We start from the raw sequence: 26471 nt of genomic DNA, 5'->3' as shown, positions 1-26471 counted from the left end.
GAGTATTTTAGCACTCATCTCAATGTATTGCTAGTTTACAACATTGGTCAAGCTTGGTCAAATATATTGAACTAAAAAAAATAAAAATAAATATTTGATTTTAAAGTTGATTTATTTTAAGATAGTAGAGTAAAGTTTGCGCCGTTAGTGTAATGGATATCACACGAGATTCCGGTTCTCGTAATCTCGGTTCGACTCCGAGATGGCGCACTAATATTACTAGAATTTAACAGGAACAACTTTTCTTAAAGTTGTTCCTGTTTTTCTGTTTATATCTAAAAAAATAACAATTTTGAAGATGATGAGAGATATAATTCGTATTTAACAAAAGTGTAGGAAAAGTTTATATAAAGTGGAATAAAGTGCTTGCAAAACAAAATCTTTATTGTTACAATACAATTGTAGTTGAGGTATGAAAGCATTTTATTTTGCTATTGTACTTTTATTTTTTACTTAACTGGGTCGCTGATTGACAATGAGGGTCAATTAGTGACCCACGGGAAGAGGACAGTCATGCATAAGGAAATTGAATTAGTAGAGTCAATCGTTCCCGATCTGACTGATGTTTTGAAGAGAAGGGTTCTTATCTTACGAAATATCAATTGGTCTGAACCGGTAGGTAGACGATTATTAGCTCAAACCTTAGAAATGAGTGAACGAACTTTGCGAACTGAAACTGATTATTTAAAGAAGCAAGAATTAATTGCGACTACAAAATCAGGGATGGTTATCACGCATAAAGGTAAAAAGCTACTTGCAGGGTTATCAGGATTGATGACTTCATTATTAGGACTTGAATCATTAGAATTACAGTTAAAGCAAAAGCTTGGAATTGAAAAGTGTTTTGTGGTGGCTGGTGATAGTGATCAACAACCAAACATTTTGGAAGATTTAGGTAAATTAACCAATGATTTGTTAGTTGATAGTTTACCTAAGGGCCCTAATGTAGTCGCTGTAATGGGGGGGTCGACGATGGCAAAGATTGCTAGTACGTTTACCCCTGAAGTCGCAAAGCAGCGAGAGATAACTTTCGTTCCAGCCCGTGGTGGGATGGGAGAAAGGTTAGATTTTCAGGCCAATAACGTTTGTGGGCTAATGGCTCAAAAAACAGGCGGGCAGTACCGTTCATTATATGTGCCTGAACAAGTGAGTGAAGATACTTATCGTCCACTACTAAATGAACCAAGTGTTCAGGAAGTAGTTAAAATTATTCGTTCAAGCAATGCTGTTATACATAGTATTGGTGAAGCCAGTGAAATGGCGAAACGCCGTGGTATGTCTGGAAAAGCAATTAGTATGTTAGAAGAAAAAGATGCTGTTGCAGAAGCATTTGGATACTTTTTTAACGATAAGGGAGAAGTTGTTTATAAGATTCCAAGAATCGGCTTACAACTTGAAGATCTCACTCAAATGGATCGTGTATTTGCAATTGCCGGTGGCAAAAAGAAAGCACGGGCGATTGTAGCGTACATGAAAAACGCTCCTAAAAAAACATGCTTGATTACTGATGAAGGAGCTGCTAAGATGATTTTAAAAGGGTAATGTTTAACATTACTTTTTAAAATAAAAAATATTCATTTCCTAAAAGGAGGAAATTTTAGTTATGTCAACTAAAGTAGGTATTAATGGTTTTGGCCGTATCGGTCGTTTAGCATTCCGTCGTATTGCTGAAACATCACAAGATTTAGAAGTTGTTGCTATCAACGACTTAACTTCACCAGCTATGTTAGCTCACTTATTGAAGTACGACACAGCTCACGGTCAATTTGACGGTGAAGTTTCTGCAACAGAAAACTCACTTATCGTTAACGGTAAGGAAATTCCTGTATACGCAGAAGCAGATGCTAAGAACATTCCTTGGGTTAAGAACGATGGTGTTGACTTAGTTCTTGAATCAACAGGTTTCTACACATCAGAAGAAAAAGCTTCAGCACACTTAGAAGCAGGTGCTAAGCGTGTATTAGTATCAGCTCCAGCTGGTGCTATGACAACAATCGTTTACGGTGTAAACGATGACCAAATTACTGCTGACGACAAGATCGTTTCAGCTGCTTCATGTACTACAAACTGCTTAGCTCCAATGGCTAAAGCTGTTAACGATGCATTTGGTATCAAAGCTGGTACAATGACAACAATCCACGCTTACACAGCTACACAAAAATTACAAGATGGTCCAGACCGTGGTGGTAACGTACGTAACGCTCGTGCTGCTGCTCAAAACACAATTCCTCACTCAACTGGTGCTGCAAAGGCTATCGGTTTAGTTGTTCCAGAATTGAACGGTAAGCTTGACGGACATGCACAACGTGTTCCAGTTATTACAGGTTCATTAACAGAATTAGTTGTTACTTTAGACAAAGAAGTTACAGCTGAAGAAGTTAACGAAGCAGTTAAGAAAGTTACTGAAAACAACCCATCATTCGGTTACAACGCTGACGGTGTAGTATCATCAGATATCATCGGTACAACATTCGGTTCAATCTTCGACCCAACACAAACACAAGTTGTTGGTGAAGGTGAAGGCCAAGTTGTTAAGGTTGTTTCATGGTACGACAACGAATACGGTTTCACATCACAAATGATCCGTACATTAGAAAAATTTGCAAGCATGATCTAATTTTTGATTAGTATCTATTGCTAATTGCAAATTCTTAAGGCGGGAGGAGGAATACTCCTTCCGCCTTTTATTATTATTGAATCTACTTTTAGGAGGTTTACTGAATCATGGCTAAATTAACAGTTTCAGATTTAGATGTTAAGAGTAAAAAAGTTTTAATTCGTGTGGACTTTAATGTTCCTATTAAAGGTGGCGTTATCGGTAACGATAACCGTATGGTAGCCGCTTTACCAACAATTAACTACGTAACAGAAAACGGTGGTAAGGCTATCTTATTCTCACACTTAGGTCGTATTAAGACTGAAGATGACAAGAAGGAATTATCATTACGTCCAGTTGCAGAACATTTAGCAGAATTATTAAACAAACCTGTTACATTTGTTCCAGAAACTCGTGGTGCACAATTAGAAGATGCTATCAACAACATGGAAGATGGCGATGTTTTAGTTGTTGAAAACACACGTTTCGAAGATTTAGACGGTAAAAAAGAATCAGGAAATGATCCTGAATTAGGTAAGTACTGGGCATCATTAGGTGATGTATTCGTTAACGATGCATTCGGTACAGCTCACCGTTCACACGCTTCAAATGTTGGTATTTCAGAAGCAATGAAGGCAGAAGGTAAGAAAGCTGCTGCTGGTTACTTATTAGAAAAAGAAATCCAATTCTTAGGTAACGCTGTTGATGATCCTAAAACACCATTTGTTGCTATTTTAGGTGGTGCTAAAGTTTCAGATAAGATTGGTGTTATCAACCACTTATTAGGTAAAGCTGACAAAGTTATTGTTGGTGGTGGTATGACTTACACATTCTACGCTGCAAAAGGAATTAAGATTGGTAACTCACTTGTTGAAGAAGACAAGATTGAATTAGCTAAAGAAATCATGGAAAAAGCTGGTGATAAGTTAGTATTACCTGTTGATAACGTAGTTGCAACAGAATTCAACAACGATGCTCCAAGTCAAGTTGCAGAAGGTGATATTCCTGATGGTTACATGGCTTTAGATATCGGACCTAAGTCTGTTCAATTATTCAAAGATACTTTAGCTGATGCTAAGACTGTTGTTTGGAACGGACCAATGGGTGTATTTGAAATGAGCAACTTTGCTAAAGGTACACTTGAAGTTGGTAAATTCTTAGGTACATTATCAGACGCTACAACAATCGTTGGTGGTGGGGATTCAACTGCTGCTGTTCAACAATTAGGTGTTGCAGATAAGTTAACTCACATCTCAACTGGTGGTGGCGCTTCATTAGAATACTTAGAAGGTAAGACATTACCTGGTATTGCCGCTGTATCAGACAAATAATCGTTGATTATTAACTAAAAATAGATTTTATATATTGAAAGGATGGATTTATTGTGCGTACTCCTATTATCGCAGGTAACTGGAAAATGAACATGAACCCAGAACAAACAGCTGAATTTGTAAAAGCTGTTAAAGATCAATTACCAGATTCATCAGTTGTAGAATCAGTAATTGCTGCTCCAGCAGTTGATCTTCCAGCATTATTAGAAAATGCTAAAGGTTCAGATTTAAAAGTAGCTGCTGAAAACTGCTACTTTGAAGATGAAGGTGCTTTCACTGGTGAAACATCTCCTAAAGTATTAAAGGAAATGGGTGTTGACTACGTTGTTATTGGTCACTCAGAACGTCGTGACTACTTCCACGAAACTGATGAAGACATCAACAAAAAAGCTCACGCAATTTTCCGTAATGGTTTAACACCAATCATTTGCTGTGGTGAAAGTTTAGAAACTCGTGAAGCAGGTAATGCTGAAAAATGGGTTGAAGAACAAGTTACAGCAGCATTAAAAGGTTTAACTGGCGAACAAGTTGCTAGCTTAGTTATCGCTTACGAACCAATTTGGGCTATCGGTACAGGTAAGACTGCTACTGCTGATCAAGCTGAAGAAATTTGTAAAGTTGTTCGTGAAACAGTTGCAAACCTTTACGATCAAACAGTTGCTGACAAAGTTCGTGTACAATACGGTGGTTCAGTAAAACCTGAAAATGTTAAGGAATTAATGAGCAAAGAAAACATCGACGGTGGTTTAGTTGGTGGTGCTTCATTAGTACCAGACTCATACTTAGCTTTAGTTAACTACAAAGGCTAATTAATTAGGTTGATCAATGATAAAATTCATTGATTAATTGAAAGAAAAAAAGTAAAATAATACTAGGGAATTTATTCTCATTTAATTTTTTAATTTACTCAAAGGAGTGTATTTTAAATGTCTGCAATTACAGAAATTTACGCACGCGAAGTTTTAGACTCACGTGGTAACCCAACTGTTGAAGCTGAAGTTTACACACAAGATGGTGGTTTCGGTCGTGGAATCGTTCCTTCAGGTGCTTCTACAGGTGAACACGAAGCTGTTGAATTACGTGATGGTGACAAGTCACGTTACATGGGCAAAGGTGTTCAAAAAGCTGTTGCTAACGTTAACGACGTTATCGCAAAAGAAATCGTTGGTTACGAAGTAACTGACCAAGTTGCTATCGATAAAGCAATGATTGCTTTAGATGGTACACCAAACAAAGGTAAATTAGGTGCAAACGCAATTTTAGCTGTATCAATCGCTGTTGCTCGTGCAGCTGCTGATGAATTACAACTTCCATTGTACAACTACTTTGGTGGTTTCAACGCACACGTATTACCAACACCAATGATGAACGTTATCAACGGTGGTGCACACTCAGACAACAAGGTTGACTTCCAAGAATTCATGATTATGCCTGTTGGTGCAGAATCTGTTTCAGAAGCAATCCGTATGGGTTCAGAAACATTCCACAACTTACAAAAACTTTTAGCTGCTGACGGTAAGGTTACAGCTGTTGGTGATGAAGGTGGTTTCGCACCTGACTTTGCAAACAACGAAGAACCATTACAATACTTAATCAGCGCTATTGAAAAAGCTGGTTACAAGCCAGGTAAAGACGTTGCTATTGCAATGGACGTTGCTTCTTCAGAATTATGGGACAACGAAACTAAGAAATACAAGTTACGTTGGTCAACAGGTGAAGAATTCACTACTGAAGAATTCATCAACTACCTTGAAGGTTTAGTTGACAAGTATCCTATCATCTCAATCGAAGATCCTATCGACGAAAACAACTGGGATGACTGGGTAACAATCACATCACAACTTGGTAAGAAAGTTCAATTAGTTGGTGACGACTTCTTCGTTACAAACCCTGACTACTTACGTAAAGGTATCAAGATGGGTGCTGCTAACTCAATCCTTATCAAGGTTAACCAAATCGGTACTTTAACAGAAACAATGGAAGCTATCGAAATGGCTAAAGAAGCTGGTTACACAGCTATCGTTTCACACCGTTCAGGTGAAACAGAAGATACAACTATCTCAGACTTAGTTGTAGGTACAAACGCAGGCCAAATCAAGACAGGTTCAATGAGCCGTACTGACCGTCTTGCTAAGTACAACCAATTGATGCGTATTGAAGATCAATTAGGTGAAAACGTTGCAGAATACAAGGGTATCCACTCATTCTACAACTTGAGCGAACAAGCTCGTGAAGATATCACAAACAAATAATTTGTGATTTTAAGGGGTGTGGCAGTTGCCATGCCTCTTTTTTTACATATATTTAGGAGGCAGTAATAAATGAAGCTAAATACAACTAGATTTATTTTTATTCTTCGTGGAATTTTAATAGGAATCGTTGCAGGATTAGTTGTTAGTTTATTTCGGCTTGCTATCGAATTCTTATTAGAATGCGTTATTCGTTTATTTAAGTTAGGACATTTTGATGTTAAATTTTTAGGATTATTAGCAATTATTTTTTTAGTGATAGTTGTTGTGGTTGGAAAATTAATTCAAGCCGAACCTAATATTAAAGGTTCTGGAATTCCACAAATAGAAGGACAGCTTTCCGGCGAATTAGAAATGGATTGGTGGTCTGTTCTTTGGCGAAAATGGATTGGTGGAGTTTTGAGTATCAGCTCAGGCCTTTCTTTGGGAAGGGAGGGGCCATCGATACAACTAGGTGCAGCAGTCGGACAAGGACTTGCTGAAGTATCTAAAATCAAAGGCTCTGGGAGAAGAGTGTTTATTGCCGGTGGAGCTTCTGCCGGGTTATCCGCAGCCTTTAATGCGCCAATAGCTTCAACATTATTTATTTTGGAAGAAGTCTATCATAATTTTTCTCCACTGGTGTGGACAACATCTTTATCCGCAGCCTTGGCTGCAAATTATATTTCTCTTAGTTTTTTTGGTCTTACGCCTGTGTTAAATATGAAAAATAATATTCAATTTCCAATTTCACAATATTTCAATTTAATTCTCTTAGGAATAATTTTAGGCTTATTTGGATTGTTGTATCAATATTTAACGCTGAACAGCAAAAAATTTTATAAACATTTTAAGTTTATTCCCCAAAGATATTGGTCGATTATTCCGTATGTAATATTAATGTTTGTGGGGTATTTCCTTCCGAATTATATTGGTGGGGGAAATCGAATTATATTAAACTTTTCGGATTATATACCAGGGGTTAAATTTTTGATTATCTTATTGATTGTAAGATTAATATTTTCAGTTTTATCATATGGTTCGGGACTTCCTGGGGGGATTTTTTTACCAATCTTATCATTAGGAGCGATTATTGGAGCGTTGTATGGGGTAATTGCTGCAAAATTAGGGATGTTAGATTCACATTTTATTGTTGATTGTATAATTTATGCAATGGCAGGCTACTTTGCTTGTATCGGAAAAGCACCATTTACGGCTATTTTATTAATCACAGAAATGGTAGGGTCGCTGCAACATTTGATGCCATTAGCGGTTGTCTCACTTATTTCTTATACTGTCGTTGATTTATTAAATGGATTACCAATTTATGAAGCGTTGTTAGAGCAATTAAATAAAAATCCAACACGTCAGGGAAGTAATATTGCATTTACAGATAAGATTAGAATCCCTGTTTTTGTAGGATCATTAATTCAAGATCGTCAAGTTCGACAAATAAATTGGCCGAAAAATTCATTATTAATTGAAATAGAACGAGGAGAAAAACATATTTTACCTCATGGAGATACAATTATTCGCTCTGGCGATACGTTAGTAGTCGAAGCAGATGAGAAAAATCAAAATATAATTGTCAAAGAAATTAAATACCTTGCAAATGGAACTGAAAGTCATTAAATCTGCTGGGAAAATAGCTAAAGTTATGCTAAAATTAGTTGTATATATATTTAAGAAGGAATGGAGGATTTCCTTTTGTATAACATTTTATTGGTTTTACTTATTATTGTATCGATTTTAATTATTATCGCTGTGATGATGCAGCCAGCAAAAAATGACAATGCATCAACTGCACTTTCAGGTGGAGCAAGTGAACTATTTAGTAGACAAAAGCCTCGCGGGTTCGAAGCTTTCATGCAAAAAGTAACTGTAATTTTAGGAATTTTATTTTTTGCAATCGCACTCGCTTTAGTTTACATTTCATCGCATTAATAATGTTAGAGTCTTCTGAATAATATCAGGAGGCTTTTCTATATCAAAATGAATAAAAAAATTATGAGGAAATATATGAATAAAGAGAGTTTAAAGGATGAATTATTGAATGTATTCAGTGAAAATCCAAATAAAAGTTATTTTGTGCAGGATTTAGTTGAACATTTCAATATGAATGAAGCTGGGCAATTTAAATTTGTCGTACAGGCTTTAGCTGATTTAGAACATAGTAATAAAATTTCTTTACAAGAAGACGAATCATTCATTTATGTTAAGCCTGCGGTTCTTTTTGAAGGAACATTTCGTGCTAATGATAGAGGATTCGGATTTGTGAAGGTTGAAGATCAAGAACAAGATTTCTTTATTGCAGCCCCAAATACTATGGCAGCAATTAATGGTGATACTGTCAAAGTTGAAATGGTTAGCGAAGGTGTTCCCGAAGAAGATAAGGGACCAAGTGGTAAAATTGTTGAAATCGTTGATCATGCACTTACTCAAGTTGTTGGTGAATTTGTTGTTAGTGATGAAGAAAAATTACCTGATGGATACATCGGAGCAATTCGGATTAAAGATAAGAAATTAAGCAGTCTTAAGTGCTTAGTTTCGGATAAAGGATTACATCCAGTTCCAGGAGAAGTTATTTTAGCAGATATTTCAGAATATCCAACAACTGCCTTACCTGGAGTAGTTAAAGTAGTTGCAGTTAAAACAATTGGTAATGTAAATGATCCAGGAATGGATATTTTAGAAATTGTATATCAACATAATATTCCAACTGAGTTTCCAGAAGAAGTTATGGAGCAAGTTGCAAAGATTCCAGATAATGTAACTGAAGCTGAAAAAGAAGGTCGTGTTGATTTAACAGATCAAGATATGGTTACAATTGATAGTATTGAATCAAAAGACTTGGATGATGCGGTAAATGTATGGAAAATGGAAAATGGGAATTATCATTTAGGAGTGCATATTGCTGATGTATCTCATTACGTTCGTCCCAATACTCCGCTTGATAAAGAGGCATACGAACGTGGAACCTCAGTGTATTTGACTGATCGTGTAATTCCAATGCTTCCACACAAATTATCTAATGGGATTTGCTCATTAAATCCACATGTAGAACGTTTAGCAATGACTTGTGAGATGGAAATTACGCCTGAAGGAGACGTTGTAAATCATAAGATTTTTCCAAGTGTAATTCGTTCAACTGAACGTATGACTTACAAGGCAATTAATAAGATTTTGGAATCTGATGATGAAAAGACAAAAGAAAAATATGCTGCTCTTGTTCCGATGTTTAAGGAAATGGGAGAGCTTCATAAAATCTTAGTAAAAATGCGTAAACGTCGTGGTGCAATTGATTTTGATGCTCCGGAAGCAAAAATTATTGTTGATGAAGTAGGACATCCAATTGACATTGAATTACGTGAACGAGGCACTAGTGAAAGAATGGTTGAATCATTCATGTTAGCAGCTAATGAAACTGTTGCAGCTCACTATAATAAAAAGCATGTTCCTTTTGTTTACCGAATTCATGAAACACCTAAAGAAGAAAAAATTAAATCATTTTACGAATTTTTAAATAGTTTAGGGATTGAAGTTACAGGTAAGAGTAATGAAGTTAAGCCTAAGATGTTACAAAATGTCTTGAGAAAAGTTGCGGGTAAACCTGAAGAAGCAATGGTTTCAACGATGTTACTTCGTTCAATGCAACAAGCTAAGTATTCACCTGAACCAATTGGCCACTTTGGATTAGCGGCGCAAGACTATACTCATTTTACTTCGCCAATTCGTAGATATCCTGATTTAATGGTTCATCGTTTAATTAGATATTATCGTGAAAATGGGATGTCTGAAGAAGTGCAAGCTAAGTACGCTGATGTACTAGATGAAATTACAACTCACAGTTCTCAAATGGAACGTCAAGCGATTGATGCTGAACGTGCTACAGATGCAATGAAAAAAGCTGAATTTATGGCTGATCGTGTTGGAGAAACATTCCCAGCAGTAGTTAGTTCAGTTACAAAATTCGGGATGTTTGTTGCCTTGGAAAATACGGTTGAAGGTTTAATTCATATCACAGAGATGAAGGACGACTTTTATGTATTCGTTGAAAAGCACATGGCTTTAGTCGGACGCAGTTCAAAACGAACTTTTAAGATTGGTCAACCAATTCAAGTTAAATTAGTGAATGTTAATGTTGAACAAAAAGAAGTTGATTTTAAACTTCTTAATACAAAAGACGTTCCAAAATCAAACTTAATTGATGGGATGAAATTCCCTGATGCACCAAAGAAACGTGGCGATCGTCGTGGCGGTAAAAAAGATTTTCATGGTAAAGGAAGAAAATTTAGTAAAGACGATTCTAATAATCGCCAACGTGGATACAAAAAGAATGGATCAAAGAAACCATTTTATAAAACAGGTAAGAAAAATAACCGTTTCAAACATTCAAACAATAAGAGTAAGTAGCTCTTTAAAGGAGTTGTAAGCATTGAGTAAGAATGTTAAAAATAATGCACTTGCCCAAAATAAAAAAGCAAGACATGACTATAATATTTTAGAAACTGTTGAAGCAGGAATGGTTTTAACAGGAACTGAAATTAAATCAGTGCGAGCTAGTCGAATCAATTTAAAAGACGGTTTTGCGCAAGTGAAAAATGGCGAAGCATGGTTGATGAATGTACATATTTCACCGTATGATCAAGGAAATATTTTTAATCATGATCCACTTCGAAATCGCAAATTACTTTTGCATAAAAAGCAATTAAAACAATTAGGGGAAGAAACTAAGAAAAAAGGGATTACGTTAGTTCCGCTTAAAGTTTATCTAAAAAACGGTTTTGCTAAGGTGTTAATTGGAGTAGCACAAGGTAAGCATGAATATGATAAACGGGAAACGATTAAACGTCGAGACCAAGAACGTGAAATTAGAAGAACCCTTAAGAATTACTAAAAGCTGGAAATAGATTTTCTTAAAAAATCTAACTCCAGCTTTTTTTATGAATATTTAATTTTAGAATAATGACGTTGAATTTTTCTTAAAGCAGGTGGCTTATTTAAACTCCAATAATTCAGAGCGGCACAAATACATAAACAAATAGGTTCTAATTCTGTATGAGAAATTTGTAATTCAATAATTTTTCCTGATTGATTAAAAATTTCACCTGTCTGCATGATAATTGATTTATGCTTGTGAACGGTAAAGGTAAAATTATAAGCTTCTCCACTAATTATCCAATTTAATTTATTGAGATATCCAATATCTTTACCAAACAAAGAACTATGATAAAAAGTACCCATTTTTTGATTACTGGCAAAAATGTTGTAACTTGAAATTCCGACTAAATGTTGAGGTTTAATTTGAGCAAGTAATCTATTGTCGAGATTGTACACTTCAACAGAGGAATACTGCCACCCAAGAGATCCAGTCATATAATAGACTGGAATATTTTTTTCGTTGTAAATTAAAATTTTATGGTTAGTCTGACTAGGAAAATACTTAATATATAGATTGCGTATTTGAATCACATCCCATTAAGAAAGATTTTCTTTAACAATTGTTTCGATTGCCACTCCGACCCCATCTTCATTATTTTTAGGCGCAATCCGCTTGGCTAATAGCTTAACTTCATTTGAGCCATTTTGCATTGCATAACTTATACCTGCAACTTTGAGCATCGAAACATCATTATTATTATCTCCAATTGCCATTGTGTTATCGATAGGGATATTTAATAAATCCGCGTAAGCTTGTAGGGCAATCCCTTTTTGAGCGTTAACGCTATTAATTTCAATATTAGATTCAGAAGAAGCTGTTACTGCCAACGAAGAATCCTTTGAAATTTCTTTTCTGATAGGATCAAGGACTTTAGTACCTTCAGAACTGAAGGCAACAATTTTGTAAATATCAATATTCGGATTGTCGATTAATTTGTAGTAATCCTCAATATAATTAATATTCATTAATTCAAAACGATTTGAGGCCATCATTACTGCTAGCTTGTATGGAGTTTCAGGATTTACGCGGGTTAATAATTCGGCAAAATTTTCAATTCGTTTAGCTTTATTATCAGAATAAATTCCTTTTGATGTGACAAATTCAGCGTATAAACCAGCGCGCTTTAGCCGATTTAAAATTTTTCCCGCAGAATTTTTAGAAAGGGGTGAAGAGCTTAAAATTTTGCCTTCTTCATCGAGAACTTGTGCGCCATTAATAGTAATCATCGGACACTTAATTCCCGCTTCATCTAATAACGGTTTGATTTCTTCATAACCACGGCCAGATGCAATTAAAAAATGAATTCCATTGGCTTGCGCTAATTTAATCGCCTCGGCATTTCTTTTTGAAATAACCATTTCATTATTTAATAAAGTACCATCCATATCGGATGCAATAATTTGAATCATATTAGTACCTCCATTATTTATCTTTAATTTAATTTTATCATGATACTAATCAAAAGTCGGAATAAAAATGTAATTTGTATTTTTTATGCGCTTTAATAGGAATATGGTAAAATAAAGATGAGGTGTTGTTATGAAAACGTTAATTCACAATGAATGGCAAGAAGTCTTAGAAGCGGAGTTTCATAAGGAATATTATCTGAAATTACATCAATTTTTGAAAGAAGAATATAAAAATCACGTCGTTTATCCAGAAATGCACCATATTTTTGAAGCATTTGAATTGACCCCGTTTTCTCAAGTTAAAGTGGTGATATTAGGTCAAGATCCGTATCATGAACCTAATCAAGCACATGGATTAAGTTTTTCGGTTTTACCCGGAGTTAGTATCCCACCTTCATTGAGAAATATTTATCGTGAATTAGAAGATGATTTAGGCATTGCACCTGTAAATCATGGATATTTGAAGCAATGGGCTGAACAAGGGGTACTTTTGTTAAACTCTGTATTAACTGTACGAAAAGGAATGGCATATTCTCATCGGAATCACGGTTGGGAGAAATTAACTGATACTGCAATTAAGTATTTATCGGATCGAAAAACCCCAGTTATCTTTATTTTATGGGGAAATGCAGCGCGTTCAAAAAAGAGCTTAATTGATGAATCTAAAAATGTTATTATTGAATCGGCGCATCCAAGTCCACTGTCAGCGCGGCGCGGATTCTTTGGATCGCATCCATTTTCAAAAACCAATATAGCACTAGAAGCGATGGGAGAAAGAAAAATTGATTGGCAGTTAGCAAAAGAAGTTAATCAATAATTGGAGGAATAATTATGGAATTATTTGATATCTTAAAAGATAAAATTAGTGGTAAAAATAAAAAGATTGTATTTCCAGAAGGACAAGAACCTCGAATTTTAAAGGCAGCAATTAGATTGGCCAATGATGGCTTAATTGTTCCTATTTTGCTAGGAAATGAAGAAGTAATTAGGCAAACAGCCAAAGAATTAAATGTTGATTTAGGTGAAATTAAGATTATTGATCCGAAGACGTATCCTGACAATAAATTTGCAGAAATGAAAGCGAAATTTGTTGATCGTCGCAAAGGAAAAAATACATTAGAACAAGCTGAAGAAATGTTGCGTGACGTTAATTACTTTGGAACGATGTTAGTTTACATGCAAGTAGCAGATGGACTAGTATCTGGGGCTGTTCACTCAACTGGCGATACAGTTCGTCCTGCACTTCAAATTATTAAAACTAAACCTAATGTCAGTCGAACAAGCGGGGCATTTATGATGGTTAAAGGTGAGGAAAAATATATTTTGGCTGATTGTGCAATTAATATTAATCCGAGTGCTCAAGAATTGGCAGAAATTGCAATTGAAAGTGCTCATACAGCTGAAATGTTTGATATTGACCCTAAAGTTGCACTGCTCAGTTTTTCAACAATGGGTTCAGCTAAGAGTCCTGAAGTGACAAAAGTTCAAGAAGCAACTAAAATTGCACAAAGTTTAGCACCTGAATTGTCAATTGATGGTGAATTACAGTTTGATGCCGCTTTTGTTCCAACTGTGGGGAATCAAAAAGCACCAGATTCAAAAGTAGCTGGAAAAGCTAATGTATTTGTGTTCCCAGAATTACAATCAGGAAATATTGGATATAAAATTGCTCAAAGATTAGGAGGTTTTGAAGCTATTGGACCAATTCTTCAAGGGTTAAATCAACCTGTGTCTGATTTATCGCGTGGGTCTGTTGAAGAAGATGTCTATAAAGTAGCGATTATTACAGCTGCTCAAGCACTATAACGTATGAAAGAATTAATAATTAATAATGCAGAAGAAATGATGGAGTTAGGTAAAAAGTTAGCTCAACAAGTTTGTAGCGGGGATGTTTTACTTCTGGATGGCGATTTAGGCGCTGGAAAAACAACTTTTACCAAAGGGTTGGCGTTAGGATTGGGAATTAAACGTAATATAAAAAGCCCAACTTTTACTTTAATTCGAGAATATCGTGATGGAAAATTACCGTTATATCATATGGATATGTATCGCCTAGAAGAGACTGGAGCAGGTGATATTGGTCTAGATGATTATTTTAATGGGGATGGGGTTTGCGTTATTGAATGGTCTCAGTTTATTGATGACGAATTACCAAGCCAATATTTGATTATGCATATTTTAAAAGATGAAAATGATTTTGATAAACGTTACGTTACTTTAGAAGCACGTGGCGATCAATATCAAAAGATTATCGATAATATTTAATAAAAAAACTGGAGAGAAAAAATCTTTCCAGTTTTTATTTTAGTTTAATGTATTTTGCAATTTGTTGATTACCGAATTTTTTTGTTTGATATAGTAAAATTTGAGCGCATGCAACGCTATCTGAAAGCGCATTATGATGATTTTTTAATGTTATATTGAGATTGCGACAGATTGTATCTAATTTGTGATTTTCAAAGTCAGAAAAAAAGTCTTTACTTGTTTTTAAAGTATCAATTACATTAAAAGTTGGTTGTGGAATTCCATAAAATTCAAGAGTTCTTTTTAAAACACTGACATCAAACGGAGCATTGTGAGCTACCACTAATTTTTCTGGTGTAAAAAAATTCTTTATATGAGGCCAAAGTTCAGGAAAACTCGGTGCATCTTTAACATCATTTTCCGTAATTCCATTAACTTGAATATTTCTCCAAGAAAAATCGGTGTCAGGTTTGATTAGCGAATAAAATTCCGCAACAATTTGATTATTCTCAACTACACTTAAAGCAATAGAACAAGGACTATTCCGCTTAGCATTCGCAGTTTCAAAGTCGATTGCAACAAAATCCATTATTTCACCTTCTTTAATCTTTATTAAAAATAGTTTACCAAAATATGCCAGGGAAAACTAATAAAATTGGCTGAAACGTGTTAAAATTATATAAGATTATTATGAGAGGTAAAAGAATGTTAAGTAATGAATTAAAGAAGTTGTTTATTGACTTCGACGTGAAGTACGATGAACCACTTAATAAATATACAAATACAAAAACTGGTGGACCAGCAGAAGCTTTAGCTTTTCCTAAAGATATACAAACAATCGAAAATTTGGTAAAAATCACAAATGAAAATAGGATTCCACTAACAATTTTAGGTAATGCAAGTAATCTAATTGTTCGCGATGGTGGAATTGATGGATTAGTAATTATTTTGCAAGAATTAAATGAAATACAGGTGCAAGAAAATAAGGTTATTGCTCAATCAGGGGCATCACTCATTAAAACAACGCGCATTGCAGCGGAAAATGAACTTACAGGATTTGAATTTGCGTCAGGAATTCCCGGAAGTATTGGTGGAGCAGTGTTCATGAATGCAGGTGCTTATGGAGGAGAAATAAAAAATGTTCTTGAGTCAGTTGGAGTTTTAACGCAAAGTGGTGAATATAAGCGTTATCAAGTTGATGAGTTAGAATTAGGATACCGCCATAGCCGTTTGCAAGATGAACATGATATTGTTATTGATGCAACATTTACTTTAAAAAAAGGTAATAAAGATGAAATTCATCAAGAAATGCAACGTTTAAGCTTTTTAAGAGCTTCAAAACAACCATTAGAGTATCCATCATGTGGTAGTGTGTTTAAACGACCAGAAGGACATTTTACAGGCAAATTAATTCACGATGCTGGTTTACAAGGTTTTCAAATCGGTGGTGCTCAAGTTTCTAAAAAACATGCTGGTTTTATTGTAAATATCGATCATGCAACTGCAAGTGATTATGTTGCTGTAATTGAGCATATTCAAAAGGAAATTAAAGCAAAGTTTGATGTTCAATTAGAAACAGAAGTTAGAATAATTGGTCATGATTAAAAAGGGCCAAGTAATGAAAAAACCTTAAGAAATTACGCTAAAAACGTTGATTTCTTAAGGTTTTTTATTTTGTAAGATTGAATTGTGGATTGCTTAAACTAATACGACCAACATAACTTATAGTCCAAATAATTAATTGAATTAGGGTCATAAATACAATAAAAATTAACATGCGTAAATTCCACATCGATAAAAGCTCATTAATTACCCAAGCGGGTTTGATAAAAAGATATGCAGAATGAAGTCGAAGGAATCTTCCAACATAAATACCAATTGAAGAGATGATATTAAAAACAATAATTAAACTGAATTTAGTGAGAAAATTCTGTAAATTAAATCTCTGCATAATTACATCAGTAAAATACTCTAGGCTCCAAATCCCTAATAAAGAACAAGCTAAAAGCGCTTGAAAGTAAATTAGTATATGATAACCACATATGAAGATTAAAAGTCATCAAACCTGTTTGAGGATCATAAGGGTTATAGCGAGCTAAGTGGAATAAATCTGTGAGGATATAAGGCGCGTTAGGATAAAAAAGAATCCAAAGTAAGAAAATAAAATAAAAAATAAATTTATTTTGTTTAGGATTGATATGAAACGCGAGCTCGATTGGAATATAGCCTAAAAATGTATTTAATAATAAAAAACTATAGAAGTAGTTTTTTTGTACAACTGTAATATATATATAGGACATGTATAAAATAAAAGCGAAACGAATGAACCATTTGAATTTTTTTGGCATAATCCTCACCTCAAATCTAAGATATTATGTTCCATTTTAACAGATTGTGAGAGCATTGTTAAAATAAATTGAGAAGTTAAGATGAAATTAAACAATATCAAGTATTTCCTTAGTTATCGTGATATAATATTGGAGAATACCAAGGAGGGAAAATCAATGTCGATTGATTGGAATAGTCTAATTACAGCACAACATTTGATTAACCTACTAGATATCATCGTGGTATGGTATGCAATTTATAAATTGATGATGCTACTAAGAGGAACAAAGGCCGTCCAGTTATTTAAAGGGGTCGTTGTAATTATTGTCATTAAGCTGATTAGTTGGTATCTCGGTTTAGAAACTGTTTCTTGGATAATGGACCAAGTTATTAATTGGGGAATTATTGCCATTATTGTAATTTTTCAACCGGAAATTCGTCGCGGACTTGAACATTTAGGCCGTGGAACCTTTGTGCATAATAAAAAACAAGGTGAAAAAGAAGAAAAAATGGTTGAGGAGCTTGATCAAGCTATCCAATATATGTCAAAAAGACGGATTGGAGCATTGATTACGGTACAAATGAATACCGGGCTAGAAGATTATATCGAAACCGGAATCAAATTAGATGCAGAAATTACAGGGGCGTTATTAATAAATATTTTCATCCCTAATACTCCATTACATGATGGGGCAGTGATTGTTAAAGACGGTAAAATTGCGGTTGCCGCAGCATATTTACCGCTTTCTGAAAGTAACTTAATTCCAAAAGTATTAGGAACTAGACATCGAGCAGCTGTTGGAATTAGTGAAGTTACCGACGCTTTAACAATTGTTGTCTCAGAAGAAACAGGTGGCGTTACAATTACTAAAAATAGCGAATTAATTAGAGATTTAACTCGCGATGATTATCTAAAGCTCTTAACAAATGAATTAGTGCCTAAAAAAGTAGAAAATGAAAGTTGGATTGCAAAAATAATTAGTGAATCTTTTTTGAATAGCACTCGCAAAAAAAGAGGGGGGCGAAAACATTGAAATTTTCAAAGCACCTCAATACCAAATTCTTTTATCAACTGCTATCATTAGTATTTGCAATTTTTCTATTTATATTTGTGAATTCAGCACAATTTTCTCCAACAAGAAGTGCAACCTCATCAAACTTAATGAGTAATAATAAATCAGTTACTGTAAAAATGCCCGTTAAAATTAAAGGGCAAAGTAGTGATGAATTTATTTCAGGAGTTCCTAGTGAAGTAGAAGTTAGGTTGATTGGTCCCAGTGCTCAAGTAACAGCTGCAAGTAACACTAAGAACTTTGAAGTTTATATTGATGTTACTGGTTTAAAACAGGGAAATCATCAAGTTAAACTGGAACATACAGGTTTAAATCGTGAAGTTGGTGTTAAATTTGATTCAGAAACTTTGAATATTAAAATTGCAGCTAAAAAGGTAAAATCATTCCCAGTCCAAGTCAGATATAACTCGGATAATATTGCGGATGGTTTTCTTGCTGGCACACCTAAGTTGAATTATCGTAAAGTTACTGTTATTGGAGCTAAGCATGATGTTAATAATATTGCAATGGTTGTTGCTAACATTAACTTACCATATAGTATTAAAGAGAATTTCTCAGGTTCGGTATTTTTAGAAGCCTTAGATAAAAACGGAAGGATACTCGATGTAGATTTTGAACCTGAAACAGTTAAAGTTAATTTGCCAATTTATACTGCAACTGCTAGCAAGAAAGTTTCTATTAACTTGATTCATACGGATGGACAAAAAGGTTATAATTACCAACTTTCTTCAGATACTAAATCTGTTATTTTACATGGAACAAAACAAGCTTTAGATAATATTTCAGTATTGAACGTTCCGGTATCAGTAGCGGGTATTACGTCAACAAAAACAAAAACTATTCAAGTTCAAGCTCCAGTAAGTGGGATTTTGAGTATTTCTCCTACAACGATAACAGTCACAATAACCGTTTTGGGAAATGATTCCAATAGTGAATCTGAAAGGGTTGACAATAGTATCGAAAATAATTTAAAACAAAATAATCAAAGTAATCATGAGCAAAATAATACCAGTGTTTCAAACGGAAGTACTAGTGCAAGCAGTTCAAGTGCAAGTGATTAACGAAAGAGAGGATAAAAATGAAATATTTCGGAACAGACGGAGTTAGAGGGATCGCAAATGAAACTCTAAGTCCAGAATTAGCATTTAAATTAGGTCGTTATGGTGGATATGTATTAACCCAACACGCTGAAAGTAAGCCAGCTCGTGTTTTAGTGGCAAGGGATACTCGTATTTCTGGCCAAATGTTAGAACAAGCTTTAATTGCTGGTTTATTATCAGTAGGGATTGAAGTTTTTTCTCTGGGAGTTATGACAACGCCTGGTGTCGCTTATCTAGTACGAATGCAAGGGGCTGATGCAGGGGTTATGATTTCTGCATCTCACAACCCTGCTCAAGATAATGGGATTAAATTTTTCGGTGGCGATGGTTACAAGCTATCAGATGAAAAAGAAGAAGAAATCGAAGCGTTATTAGAAAAGGACACAGATGATTTACCACGTCCATCAGCAGCGGGATTAGGAACTGTGAGCGATTACCGCGAAGGAGCTTTAAAGTATACTCAATTCTTAGAACAAACAATTCCAGAAGATTTAGAAGGAATGCATATTGTGATTGATGGTGCTAATGGTTCAACTAGCGCCCTTGTATCTCGATTATTTGCTGATTTAGGGGTAGAATTTGATACAATGGCCACAACACCAGATGGAATTAACATTAATGATGGTGTAGGTTCAACTCACCCAGAAGCTTTAGCTAAGATGGTAGTTGAAAAAGGTGCCCAAGCTGGAATTGCATTTGATGGTGATGGTGATCGTTGTATTGCAGTTGATGAAAACGGTGAAATCGTTGACGGAGATAAGATTATGTATATTTGTGGTAAATACATGAATTCTCGTGGGCGTTTGAAAAAAGAAACGATTGTAACTACGGTTATGAGTAACCTTGGTTTATACAAAGCAATGGAAGAAAATAACTTAAATTCAGTACAAACTAAAGTTGGTGACCGTTATGTTGTTGAAGAAATGAGAAAAGATGGATACAACGTTGGTGGTGAACAATCAGGTCACGTTGTATTCTTAGATTTTAATACAACTGGGGATGGGATGTTAACATCTCTTCAATTGTTAAATGTTATGAAACAAACAGGCAAGAAACTTTCTGAATTAGCTGCTGAAGTGACAACATATCCACAAGAATTAGTAAATGTTCGAGTTACTGACAAACAAGCTGCCTTGAATAATGAAAAAATCAACGAAACAATTAAGCAAGTTGAAGCTAAAATGGCTGGTGATGGCCGCGTTTTAGTACGTCCAAGTGGAACAGAAGATTTATTGCGTGTTATGGCTGAAGCTAAAACTCCAGAACTTGTGCATGAATATGTAATGGAAATTGTTAATGTAGTTAAATCTGAAATGGGTATTGAAGAATAATAAAAAGGGACTTTATCAAAGTCCCTTTTTTATTACTATAAACGAATTTGTTTAATGCTATTGTTATTTAAATTTGAATCTTTCGTAGTTGAAAGGACAATTTGTTCTGTTGCAAAATATTTACTTGCAAGCTCAAACTGATCAACATTATCAACATAAATTCGATCAAGATAGTTATCGTTTGCCCATTCAAAAGAACGTTCCAATACTTTAGTTGGAATATCTTGATTAAGAATTCCAAGATTACATGCCATTCCACCACAAGCAGCAAGTAGTTGAGTAGCGGCGTCTTCATCAAATGAATCATTAGTAAAGCATGAAAATTCAACGGAATCAACACCGAGCGCTTGACATTCAAAAATGTCAGTTTCTAATATCTTAATATCACTATCTGTTAATTTATTATTTGTATCAAAGGATTGATTAATAATAACGTTTACTGAAACACGATGTTCATGGGCATACTTAGTAATTTCTGCAATCATCCGCGACTAGGGGTTAGATTATGATTATGCAAAGTTATCCGTTGAGCACCATTTTGGATTGCGTTAATTGCATTAGACATGCTTGCAACTTTAAAATCTTTAAGTAACAAAGTAATTCTCCTTTATTTGACAAAATGTACACAGACACCTTCAGGAATTGGAATATCTGTTTGTAACATAGTTAGTTTACCAGTTTTTGAATTAATTTCAAATACGCTAGCAACAGTAGAATTTTGATGGGCAACAACTAAATATTTACCTGTGGAATTAATTGCAAAGTCACGTGGAAAATCACCATTTGTTGGGGTAATTTCAATTAAAGTTAATATACCATCATTAGCGATTGAAAAGACAGCGATTGAATTGTTACCACGGTTAGAAACATATAAGAAACGGTTATCATCAGAAATTCTGATAGCAGCAACACCATTATGTGAAGACCAATCTTCTGGAATAGTACTGATAATTTGGATTAAATTAAATTGACCGTTCTTATATTTTAAGACTGCAATTTCACTAGATAACTCACCAGCAAGAAAAGCAAGCTGACCATCCTTACTAAAAGTTATATGACGGGGACCGAAGCCTTCTGGTGTTTTGAAAACTTGGATTTCAGTCAATTCTCCCTCGTTACTTACTTCATAAGTGTGGACTTGATCTGAACCAAGATCAATCGTTACTAATTTGTTATCTGGTGTCAAATCAGCATAATGAGCATGAGGTCCATCTTGTTCATCTTTAGGGCCGTTTCCAGAATATTGGACAGTATCACAAAGAGTTAAGTGTCTTTGTTCGTTTAACTTAAAAACGTCAACTTGGCCTTTATGATAATTGGCAGTAAATACAAGTTGGCGCTTTTGATCAAAGCTAACATAACAAGGTGCGGCACCGTCAGTAAGATTTTCATCTACTAAAACAGGATTTTGATCATTTAAATTATAAATCGCAATTCCGCCTTGATTGTGCTTTACTGCAACAGTTATTAAATAATTATCAGATGTTGTTGTTAAATATGTTGGATTATCAATTCCACTAATCAAAAGTTTGGGATCAGAAAGTTGAGATGTATCTGAGTCCAAAACTGCTTGATAAATTCCTTGGCTATTATTCCGAGTATATGTTCCAAAAAGAATATTTTCTTTCATGGCGTTCACTTCCAATTTTTTAGTAAATTTTACAATCTAAGTATATCATAGATTTGGATGTGATATACTAAAAGAAAAATGGAGGAATTTAAAATGAAAGCAACAGTTACAAATATTGGTGCCAATGCTATTAGCCCAAACGAACAAGTAATGATACTTTTTGGCGATAAAGAAATTACTGAAAATTTACAAAAAGTTTCAGTAGCTCAAAAATTCACCACTCCAAGACAAGGGTTTCAAATTAGTGATGAAATCTTAATTGATGGAGAAAAGTTTGAAGTAGAGTATAAAGGAAAATTGGTTGATCAAAATTTTGAAGAATTAGGGCATATTACATTATTCTTTAGTGAAGTTCCAGACACTCCACAACATAATGCTATTTATCTCACTCCTCATAGAATGCCACAGGTTCATGTTGGAAGCAAAATTGAATATTGCTAACAAAAAAGGATTAGAAACTAAACTTCTAATCCTTTTTAATTATGCTTTTTTTCTAAATGATTCGACGTATTTATCATGTTGTTCTTGATTAAATGAATGTTCTGATTTACCAAGAACAAGAGTAGCAGTAACATTACCGGCAACGTTAACAACTGTACGTCCCATATCTACTAAACGGTCGATTCCTGCAATAATAGCTAAACCTGAATGTGGAACCCCAACAATTGACATTGTTGCTAATAAAACAACGAATGATGCTCCAGGAACGCCGGCCATTCCTTTAGAAGTAACCATTAAAGCTAATAATAACGTAATTTGTTGAGCTAATGTAAGATGAATACCGTATGCTTGTGTTAAGAAAATAGCTGCTAAAGCTTGATAAATAGCAGATCCGTCAAGGTTAAAAGTGTAACCTGTTGGAATAACAAATGAAGCAACTCCCTTGTCAACACCTAATTTTTGAGTTTTTTCAAGTAATTTTGGAAGTGTAACTTCTGAACTGGCAGTTGAAAATGCGAGAATTAATTCGTCTTTAACAACAAGTAATTGATCAGTAATTTTGAATCCAAAAATACGAGATGTAATACCTAATACAACGAAGATAAAGAAAATCATTGTTAAGTATGACATTAAAATAAATAAGGCTAGTGGCTTAAGAGAATTTAAACCAAGTTGTGCGACGGTAGCACCAATTAATCCAGCAACACCAAATGGAGCAAATTTCATAACCCACCCAGTAACTTTAAACATTACTTCAGCGACAGCTTGTAAGATGTCAATCAAGATTTTAGCACGTTCACCTACAGCGGCAATTCCTAAACCAAACATAGCAGTGAAAAAGATAACTGGTAACATTTCGCCGGTGGATAACGCTTCAAAAAAGTTTGAAGGGACAATTGATAATAAAATTGAACCTAATCCGTGGTGTGAAGCACTGTTGGCAGTTTTAATATAACTAGAGATATCAGTTTTAGAAAGTTGTGATAAATCTAACATCGAACCTAAATTAAAGATATTAGCAACAATCATACCAACAATAAAAGCGATTGTTGATAACACTTCAAAGTAGATTAAAGTTTTTAAGCCAATGCGACCTAGTTTTTTAAGATCACCCATGTTAGCAATTCCGACAACTAAACTTGATACAACGATTGGAAGAACAATCATTGAAATCATATTAATAAAAATTGACCCTAGGCCGCTTGCAAAATTGATAAATTGTTTATTATTTTGGAAAATAACGCCGAAAATAATACCAATTGCAAGTCCGATAAGAATCTGCCACCCGAGCGATAATCTCAGTGTTTTATGCTTTTTCATATTCTTCATCTCTCCTAAACATATTCTAAAATCATTATACCATTAATTATAAACGGGTATTATGATAATAAATGTTAATAAAAATATTATAAATTTACTCTTAGAATACAAAAAAAATGACTAAAAGTCAAATATTTATAAATTAAAATCATAATAGTTCGTCTTTAGGATAAAGGTGAGATATCTTTAAATTTATAAAGAATTCAGTTAAGATATTAATAGTGAATTCTTGATGGAAGAGGAGTTACGTATGGCAAAGAAAAAGAAAGAAAAGAAAACAAATGAAGAAAGAGTTTTAGATCAAAATAATATTGAATATATTGAAACTTCTTATAATTGGTTAGAAAAAGGAGTTCTTAGTGAAGCAAATGATTTAGGAATTGAAGTTGATTCAATTTTAAAAACAATTGTACTTCAGGCTAATAAAGATCCTAAAGATTATGTTGTAGTATGTTTGCCAATTACTAAGGAAATTAATTTGAAATTAGTGGCAAAACAATTAAGGAAAAAACAGTTACATTTAGCTGACAACAAAAAATTAATTAATATTACTGGTTATGTTCATGGAGCTAACACACCAATCGGTATCCATGCATTTAAAGGATTTCCAATTTATTTTGATGAACGTACAAAATCATTTGATGAAGTTTCGGTTTCATCCGGTAAAGTCGGACGTTCGGTACGTTTGAAATTAGAAGACTTAGTTAATTTAGTTGATGGAAAATATATACAGGTAGAAGAATAGTCATGAAAAAAATTGAAAAGGGAAAGTTATTTTTAAAGCAAAATTTGGATATTTTCAGTTGTCCGTTTTGTCATGAAAATATTAATGCACTAGAAAATAATAGTTTGATATGTGATAACCAGCACGTAATAAATTTAAACAAAAAAGGGACGGTTAATTTTTTAACTCATAGTCAAAAAGGAGATTATGATAGTAAAGAAATGTGGCATGCAAGAAGAAATATTCTTCAAAAAGGCCTTTTTGATAAAATTATCGAAGAAATTTTAAAAGAAATGCCCAATGAAAAAGTTAATTTAATCGATGTGGGATGTGGAGAAGGGACACCACTTGTAAAGTTAACAGAAAAAAGACCCCAGTTTAAAGATGCGATGGTAGGCTTTGATATTTCTAAAGATTCAATTAATCTAGCGACAGATAATCAAAAAGATATTTTCTTTTGTATTGCAGATTTAGCAAACTTACCATTTGCTACTAATAAAATCGATGCGATAATTGATATTTTTTCACCATCTTCTTATAAAGAGTTTAATCGAGTCTTAAGTGATAAGGGAAAAGTATATAAAATAGTTCCTAATTCAGATTATTTAAAAGAACTTCGCAGTTTGTTATATGATAAATCAAGTGAACATGCGACCTATAGTAATCAAAAAGTTGTTGAGTTATTTTTTGAAAACTATCCGCAAGCTCAAAAAAAAGAAATTAAATATAAATTTAAATTGACTGACGATGATTTTTTAGACCTTTTAGAAATGACGCCCTTAAAATGGGGAGCATCTGATGAAAAGATTGCTGATGTAAAACAACATCCATTAAATGAAATTACGGTTGACGTAGTCTTATTAATTTCGTAGTTTAATCTTGAATTTTAAATTTAAGAGTGATATTATTTAATTTGAGAAATCGGTTGTTAGTAATTAACGGGACTGTCGTTAGTTACTATATGATTGTACTTCATTAACGTAGCTGTTCGCCGTGCCCACACCGAATGGCTACGCTTTTTTATGCATAAAATTGGGAGGAAATTAACTGTTAATAAAAATATAGAATAAGGTAAAAAAAGTTGAAATGTAAATTATAATAAACCATAGAAACAAAAATGTAGGTGGTTTATTATGGAAATGTTAAAACCTAAAGAAATAGCAGAACGTTTAGGTGTTACTGTTAGAACTTTACAAATTTGGGACAAGAAAGGTATCTTGAAGGCTTATCGAACTCCCACCAATCGAAGATATTATACTGAAGAACAATATTTAGAATATATTGGACAATCCATCAGGGATAAACGAAAAAATGTAGCTTATGCTAGAGTATCAACTAACGGTCAGAAATACGATTTGAAAAATCAAATAGATTTTATTAGACAATATGTGAACGCTAAAGGGGTAATCCTTGATGAAGCCATAAGCGATATTGGCAGCGGACTCAATTATAATCGTAAAAAATGGAATAACTTGTTGGAAGATGTAATGAATAATAAGGTTGATACGATTTACATTACTTATAAAGACAGGTTTATCCGTTTTGGTTATGAATGGTTTGAACGTTTATGTAACATGCACAATACTAAAATAGTTGTATTAAATAACGTTAATACCAGTCCAACTCAAGAAATGGTTGATGATATAATGAGTATTATCCATGTATTTTCTAGTCGTTTATACGGTTTACGAAAGTATAAAAATAAACTTAAAAACGATGAATCTTTAAAAGGTGGTAATGTTGATGGTAGTGCGAACGCAAAAAGTTAGGCTCT

28 protein-coding genes and 1 tRNA gene are annotated in these 26471 nt (G+C 34.0%); 21 read left to right on the top strand and 8 right to left on the bottom strand.

Annotation, left to right across the window (positions count from 1 at the left end; all coding sequences use genetic code 11):
- Positions 1-138: 138 nt before the first annotated feature.
- The 10 genes from JCM14209_RS02800 to smpB all read left to right on the top strand — a co-directional run bounded on the left by JCM14209_RS02800 (position 139) and on the right by smpB (position 11052).
- Positions 139-210 (top strand) — tRNA-Arg (locus JCM14209_RS02800).
- A gap of 303 nt (positions 211-513) precedes the next feature.
- Positions 514-1542 (top strand): sugar-binding transcriptional regulator, encoded by a 1029-nt coding sequence (locus tag JCM14209_RS02795; RefSeq protein WP_025022103.1) that lies wholly within the window; start codon positions 514-516, stop codon positions 1540-1542.
- Between the two features lie 61 nt (positions 1543-1603).
- Positions 1604-2617 carry a type I glyceraldehyde-3-phosphate dehydrogenase gene (gene gap, locus JCM14209_RS02790; protein WP_025022102.1) on the top strand — a complete coding sequence of 338 codons (1014 nt, stop codon included), beginning with the start codon at positions 1604-1606 and terminating at the stop codon, positions 2615-2617.
- 107 nt (positions 2618-2724) lie between these two features.
- A complete protein-coding gene (locus tag JCM14209_RS02785) occupies positions 2725-3927 on the top strand; it encodes a phosphoglycerate kinase (RefSeq protein ID WP_025022101.1) in 1203 nt (400 codons plus the stop codon).
- Between the two features lie 50 nt (positions 3928-3977).
- The gene (gene tpiA, locus JCM14209_RS02780) at positions 3978-4736 is read left to right on the top strand and encodes a triose-phosphate isomerase (protein ID WP_025022100.1); all 759 of its coding nucleotides are present in this window, start codon (positions 3978-3980) and stop codon (positions 4734-4736) included.
- A gap of 117 nt (positions 4737-4853) precedes the next feature.
- A complete protein-coding gene (gene eno, locus JCM14209_RS02775; protein ID WP_025022099.1) occupies positions 4854-6179 on the top strand; it encodes a phosphopyruvate hydratase in 1326 nt (441 codons plus the stop codon).
- Positions 6180-6248: 69 nt separating this feature from the next.
- Positions 6249-7787, top strand: coding sequence for a ClC family H(+)/Cl(-) exchange transporter (locus tag JCM14209_RS02770; protein WP_025022098.1), 1539 nt, complete (start codon positions 6249-6251; stop codon positions 7785-7787).
- A 75-nt stretch (positions 7788-7862) separates the two neighbouring features.
- Entirely contained in the window at positions 7863-8099 is a 237-nt protein-coding gene (gene secG, locus JCM14209_RS02765; protein ID WP_025022097.1) for a preprotein translocase subunit SecG, read from the top strand.
- Positions 8100-8174: 75 nt separating this feature from the next.
- On the top strand, positions 8175-10568 hold the full coding sequence (rnr, locus tag JCM14209_RS02760) for a ribonuclease R (protein WP_025022096.1): 2394 nt from the start codon (positions 8175-8177) through the stop codon (positions 10566-10568).
- A gap of 22 nt (positions 10569-10590) precedes the next feature.
- A complete protein-coding gene (gene smpB, locus JCM14209_RS02755) occupies positions 10591-11052 on the top strand; it encodes an SsrA-binding protein SmpB (protein WP_025022095.1) in 462 nt (153 codons plus the stop codon).
- A 44-nt stretch (positions 11053-11096) separates the two neighbouring features.
- Here the strand turns inward: smpB and JCM14209_RS02750 are convergent, their stop codons facing one another.
- Both JCM14209_RS02750 and JCM14209_RS02745 read right to left on the bottom strand, forming a co-directional pair.
- Positions 11097-11627 carry an LURP-one-related/scramblase family protein gene (locus tag JCM14209_RS02750; RefSeq protein WP_155830659.1) on the bottom strand — a complete coding sequence of 177 codons (531 nt, stop codon included), beginning with the start codon at positions 11625-11627 and terminating at the stop codon, positions 11097-11099.
- A 6-nt stretch (positions 11628-11633) separates the two neighbouring features.
- Positions 11634-12506, bottom strand: coding sequence for a Cof-type HAD-IIB family hydrolase (locus JCM14209_RS02745; RefSeq protein WP_025022093.1), 873 nt, complete (start codon positions 12504-12506; stop codon positions 11634-11636).
- A gap of 130 nt (positions 12507-12636) precedes the next feature.
- Between JCM14209_RS02745 and JCM14209_RS08880 the strand changes: the two genes are divergently transcribed.
- The 3 genes from JCM14209_RS08880 to tsaE are packed head-to-tail and all read left to right on the top strand — an operon-like array spanning position 12637 to position 14771.
- Positions 12637-13323, top strand: a complete 687-nt coding sequence (locus JCM14209_RS08880) for a uracil-DNA glycosylase (protein WP_035519832.1) — start codon at positions 12637-12639, stop codon at positions 13321-13323.
- Positions 13324-13337: 14 nt separating this feature from the next.
- Positions 13338-14312: a phosphate acetyltransferase gene (gene pta, locus JCM14209_RS02735; RefSeq protein WP_025022092.1), complete on the top strand. Its 975-nt coding sequence runs from the start codon at positions 13338-13340 to the stop codon at positions 14310-14312.
- Positions 14313-14315: 3 nt separating this feature from the next.
- On the top strand, positions 14316-14771 hold the full coding sequence (tsaE, locus tag JCM14209_RS02730) for a tRNA (adenosine(37)-N6)-threonylcarbamoyltransferase complex ATPase subunit type 1 TsaE (protein ID WP_025022091.1): 456 nt from the start codon (positions 14316-14318) through the stop codon (positions 14769-14771).
- A 34-nt stretch (positions 14772-14805) separates the two neighbouring features.
- Here tsaE and JCM14209_RS02725 read toward each other — a convergent pair whose 3' ends face one another.
- Positions 14806-15339, bottom strand: coding sequence for a 3'-5' exonuclease (locus tag JCM14209_RS02725; protein ID WP_025022090.1), 534 nt, complete (start codon positions 15337-15339; stop codon positions 14806-14808).
- Positions 15340-15455: 116 nt separating this feature from the next.
- On the opposite strand from JCM14209_RS02725, the gene murB reads away from it, so the two are divergent.
- Positions 15456-16355: a UDP-N-acetylmuramate dehydrogenase gene (murB, locus tag JCM14209_RS02720; RefSeq protein WP_025022089.1), complete on the top strand. Its 900-nt coding sequence runs from the start codon at positions 15456-15458 to the stop codon at positions 16353-16355.
- A gap of 64 nt (positions 16356-16419) precedes the next feature.
- On the opposite strand, the gene JCM14209_RS10355 is transcribed toward murB, so the two are convergent.
- Both JCM14209_RS10355 and JCM14209_RS10350 read right to left on the bottom strand, forming a co-directional pair.
- On the bottom strand, positions 16420-16734 hold the full coding sequence (locus JCM14209_RS10355; protein ID WP_263640346.1) for a DUF1361 domain-containing protein: 315 nt from the start codon (positions 16732-16734) through the stop codon (positions 16420-16422).
- On the bottom strand, positions 16709-17050 hold the full coding sequence (locus JCM14209_RS10350; protein ID WP_263640345.1) for a DUF1361 domain-containing protein: 342 nt from the start codon (positions 17048-17050) through the stop codon (positions 16709-16711). Before JCM14209_RS10350 ends, JCM14209_RS10355 begins: the two co-directional genes overlap by 26 nt.
- Before the next feature lie 204 nt (positions 17051-17254).
- Between JCM14209_RS10350 and cdaA the strand changes: the two genes are divergently transcribed.
- Genes cdaA through glmM form a run of 3 tightly spaced genes read left to right on the top strand, consistent with a single transcriptional unit; the run spans position 17255 to position 20582 of the window.
- Positions 17255-18112: a diadenylate cyclase CdaA gene (cdaA, locus tag JCM14209_RS02710; RefSeq protein ID WP_025022088.1), complete on the top strand. Its 858-nt coding sequence runs from the start codon at positions 17255-17257 to the stop codon at positions 18110-18112.
- Positions 18109-19212: a CdaR family protein gene (locus tag JCM14209_RS02705; protein WP_025022087.1), complete on the top strand. Its 1104-nt coding sequence runs from the start codon at positions 18109-18111 to the stop codon at positions 19210-19212. The genes cdaA and JCM14209_RS02705 overlap by 4 nt, the downstream gene beginning before the upstream one ends.
- Positions 19213-19229: 17 nt before the next feature.
- On the top strand, positions 19230-20582 hold the full coding sequence (gene glmM, locus JCM14209_RS02700) for a phosphoglucosamine mutase (protein WP_025022086.1): 1353 nt from the start codon (positions 19230-19232) through the stop codon (positions 20580-20582).
- A gap of 35 nt (positions 20583-20617) precedes the next feature.
- Here glmM and JCM14209_RS09655 read toward each other — a convergent pair whose 3' ends face one another.
- Positions 20618-21067, bottom strand: a complete 450-nt coding sequence (locus JCM14209_RS09655; protein WP_051523368.1) for a hypothetical protein — start codon at positions 21065-21067, stop codon at positions 20618-20620.
- A gap of 122 nt (positions 21068-21189) precedes the next feature.
- Complete coding sequence (locus JCM14209_RS02690; RefSeq protein ID WP_025022085.1) at positions 21190-22212, bottom strand: lactonase family protein; 1023 nt, start codon at positions 22210-22212, stop codon at positions 21190-21192.
- 93 nt (positions 22213-22305) lie between these two features.
- Between JCM14209_RS02690 and JCM14209_RS02685 the strand changes: the two genes are divergently transcribed.
- On the top strand, positions 22306-22653 hold the full coding sequence (locus JCM14209_RS02685) for a PTS glucitol/sorbitol transporter subunit IIA (protein WP_025022084.1): 348 nt from the start codon (positions 22306-22308) through the stop codon (positions 22651-22653).
- A gap of 39 nt (positions 22654-22692) precedes the next feature.
- Here JCM14209_RS02685 and JCM14209_RS02680 read toward each other — a convergent pair whose 3' ends face one another.
- Entirely contained in the window at positions 22693-23973 is a 1281-nt protein-coding gene (locus JCM14209_RS02680; protein WP_025022083.1) for a cation:dicarboxylate symporter family transporter, read from the bottom strand.
- Positions 23974-24223: 250 nt separating this feature from the next.
- Here JCM14209_RS02680 and JCM14209_RS02675 point away from each other — a divergent pair, with 250 nt between their 5' ends.
- The 3 genes from JCM14209_RS02675 to JCM14209_RS02665 all read left to right on the top strand — a co-directional run bounded on the left by JCM14209_RS02675 (position 24224) and on the right by JCM14209_RS02665 (position 26466).
- Complete coding sequence (locus JCM14209_RS02675; RefSeq protein ID WP_025022082.1) at positions 24224-24718, top strand: YbaK/EbsC family protein; 495 nt, start codon at positions 24224-24226, stop codon at positions 24716-24718.
- A 2-nt stretch (positions 24719-24720) separates the two neighbouring features.
- The gene (locus tag JCM14209_RS02670) at positions 24721-25569 is read left to right on the top strand and encodes a methyltransferase domain-containing protein (RefSeq protein WP_025022081.1); all 849 of its coding nucleotides are present in this window, start codon (positions 24721-24723) and stop codon (positions 25567-25569) included.
- 261 nt (positions 25570-25830) lie between these two features.
- On the top strand, positions 25831-26466 hold the full coding sequence (locus JCM14209_RS02665; RefSeq protein ID WP_025022080.1) for an IS607 family transposase: 636 nt from the start codon (positions 25831-25833) through the stop codon (positions 26464-26466).
- Positions 26467-26471 lie beyond the last annotated feature (5 nt).

It is taken from the genome of Ligilactobacillus hayakitensis DSM 18933 = JCM 14209 (assembly GCF_000615845.1).
Lineage (GTDB): Bacteria > Bacillota > Bacilli > Lactobacillales > Lactobacillaceae > Ligilactobacillus > Ligilactobacillus hayakitensis.
The sequence above is the reverse complement of the archived record's forward strand: the minus strand, read 5'-3'. Positions and strand labels throughout refer to the sequence as shown.

Bases quoted from the DNA above. Each gene is read 5' to 3' on its own strand.
- JCM14209_RS02795 (WP_025022103.1), top strand. From the start codon at position 514: ATGCATAAGGAAATTGAATTAGTAGAGTCAATCGTTCCCGATCTGACT.
- gap (WP_025022102.1), top strand. From the start codon at position 1,604: ATGTCAACTAAAGTAGGTATTAATGGTTTTGGCCGTATCGGTCGTTTA.
- JCM14209_RS02785 (WP_025022101.1), top strand. From the start codon at position 2,725: ATGGCTAAATTAACAGTTTCAGATTTAGATGTTAAGAGTAAAAAAGTT.
- eno (WP_025022099.1), top strand. From the start codon at position 4,854: ATGTCTGCAATTACAGAAATTTACGCACGCGAAGTTTTAGACTCACGT.
- JCM14209_RS02770 (WP_025022098.1), top strand. From the start codon at position 6,249: ATGAAGCTAAATACAACTAGATTTATTTTTATTCTTCGTGGAATTTTA.
- rnr (WP_025022096.1), top strand. From the start codon at position 8,175: ATGAATAAAGAGAGTTTAAAGGATGAATTATTGAATGTATTCAGTGAA.
- JCM14209_RS02745 (WP_025022093.1), bottom strand. From the start codon at position 12,506: ATGATTCAAATTATTGCATCCGATATGGATGGTACTTTATTAAATAAT.
- JCM14209_RS08880 (WP_035519832.1), top strand. From the start codon at position 12,637: ATGAAAACGTTAATTCACAATGAATGGCAAGAAGTCTTAGAAGCGGAG.
- pta (WP_025022092.1), top strand. From the start codon at position 13,338: ATGGAATTATTTGATATCTTAAAAGATAAAATTAGTGGTAAAAATAAA.
- tsaE (WP_025022091.1), top strand. From the start codon at position 14,316: ATGAAAGAATTAATAATTAATAATGCAGAAGAAATGATGGAGTTAGGT.
- JCM14209_RS02725 (WP_025022090.1), bottom strand. From the start codon at position 15,339: ATGGATTTTGTTGCAATCGACTTTGAAACTGCGAATGCTAAGCGGAAT.
- murB (WP_025022089.1), top strand. From the start codon at position 15,456: ATGTTAAGTAATGAATTAAAGAAGTTGTTTATTGACTTCGACGTGAAG.
- JCM14209_RS10350 (WP_263640345.1), bottom strand. From the start codon at position 17,050: ATGTCCTATATATATATTACAGTTGTACAAAAAAACTACTTCTATAGT.
- cdaA (WP_025022088.1), top strand. From the start codon at position 17,255: ATGTCGATTGATTGGAATAGTCTAATTACAGCACAACATTTGATTAAC.
- glmM (WP_025022086.1), top strand. From the start codon at position 19,230: ATGAAATATTTCGGAACAGACGGAGTTAGAGGGATCGCAAATGAAACT.
- JCM14209_RS09655 (WP_051523368.1), bottom strand. From the start codon at position 21,067: ATGATTGCAGAAATTACTAAGTATGCCCATGAACATCGTGTTTCAGTA.
- JCM14209_RS02690 (WP_025022085.1), bottom strand. From the start codon at position 22,212: ATGAAAGAAAATATTCTTTTTGGAACATATACTCGGAATAATAGCCAA.
- JCM14209_RS02685 (WP_025022084.1), top strand. From the start codon at position 22,306: ATGAAAGCAACAGTTACAAATATTGGTGCCAATGCTATTAGCCCAAAC.
- JCM14209_RS02680 (WP_025022083.1), bottom strand. From the start codon at position 23,973: ATGAAAAAGCATAAAACACTGAGATTATCGCTCGGGTGGCAGATTCTT.
- JCM14209_RS02675 (WP_025022082.1), top strand. From the start codon at position 24,224: ATGGCAAAGAAAAAGAAAGAAAAGAAAACAAATGAAGAAAGAGTTTTA.
- JCM14209_RS02670 (WP_025022081.1), top strand. From the start codon at position 24,721: ATGAAAAAAATTGAAAAGGGAAAGTTATTTTTAAAGCAAAATTTGGAT.
- JCM14209_RS02665 (WP_025022080.1), top strand. From the start codon at position 25,831: ATGGAAATGTTAAAACCTAAAGAAATAGCAGAACGTTTAGGTGTTACT.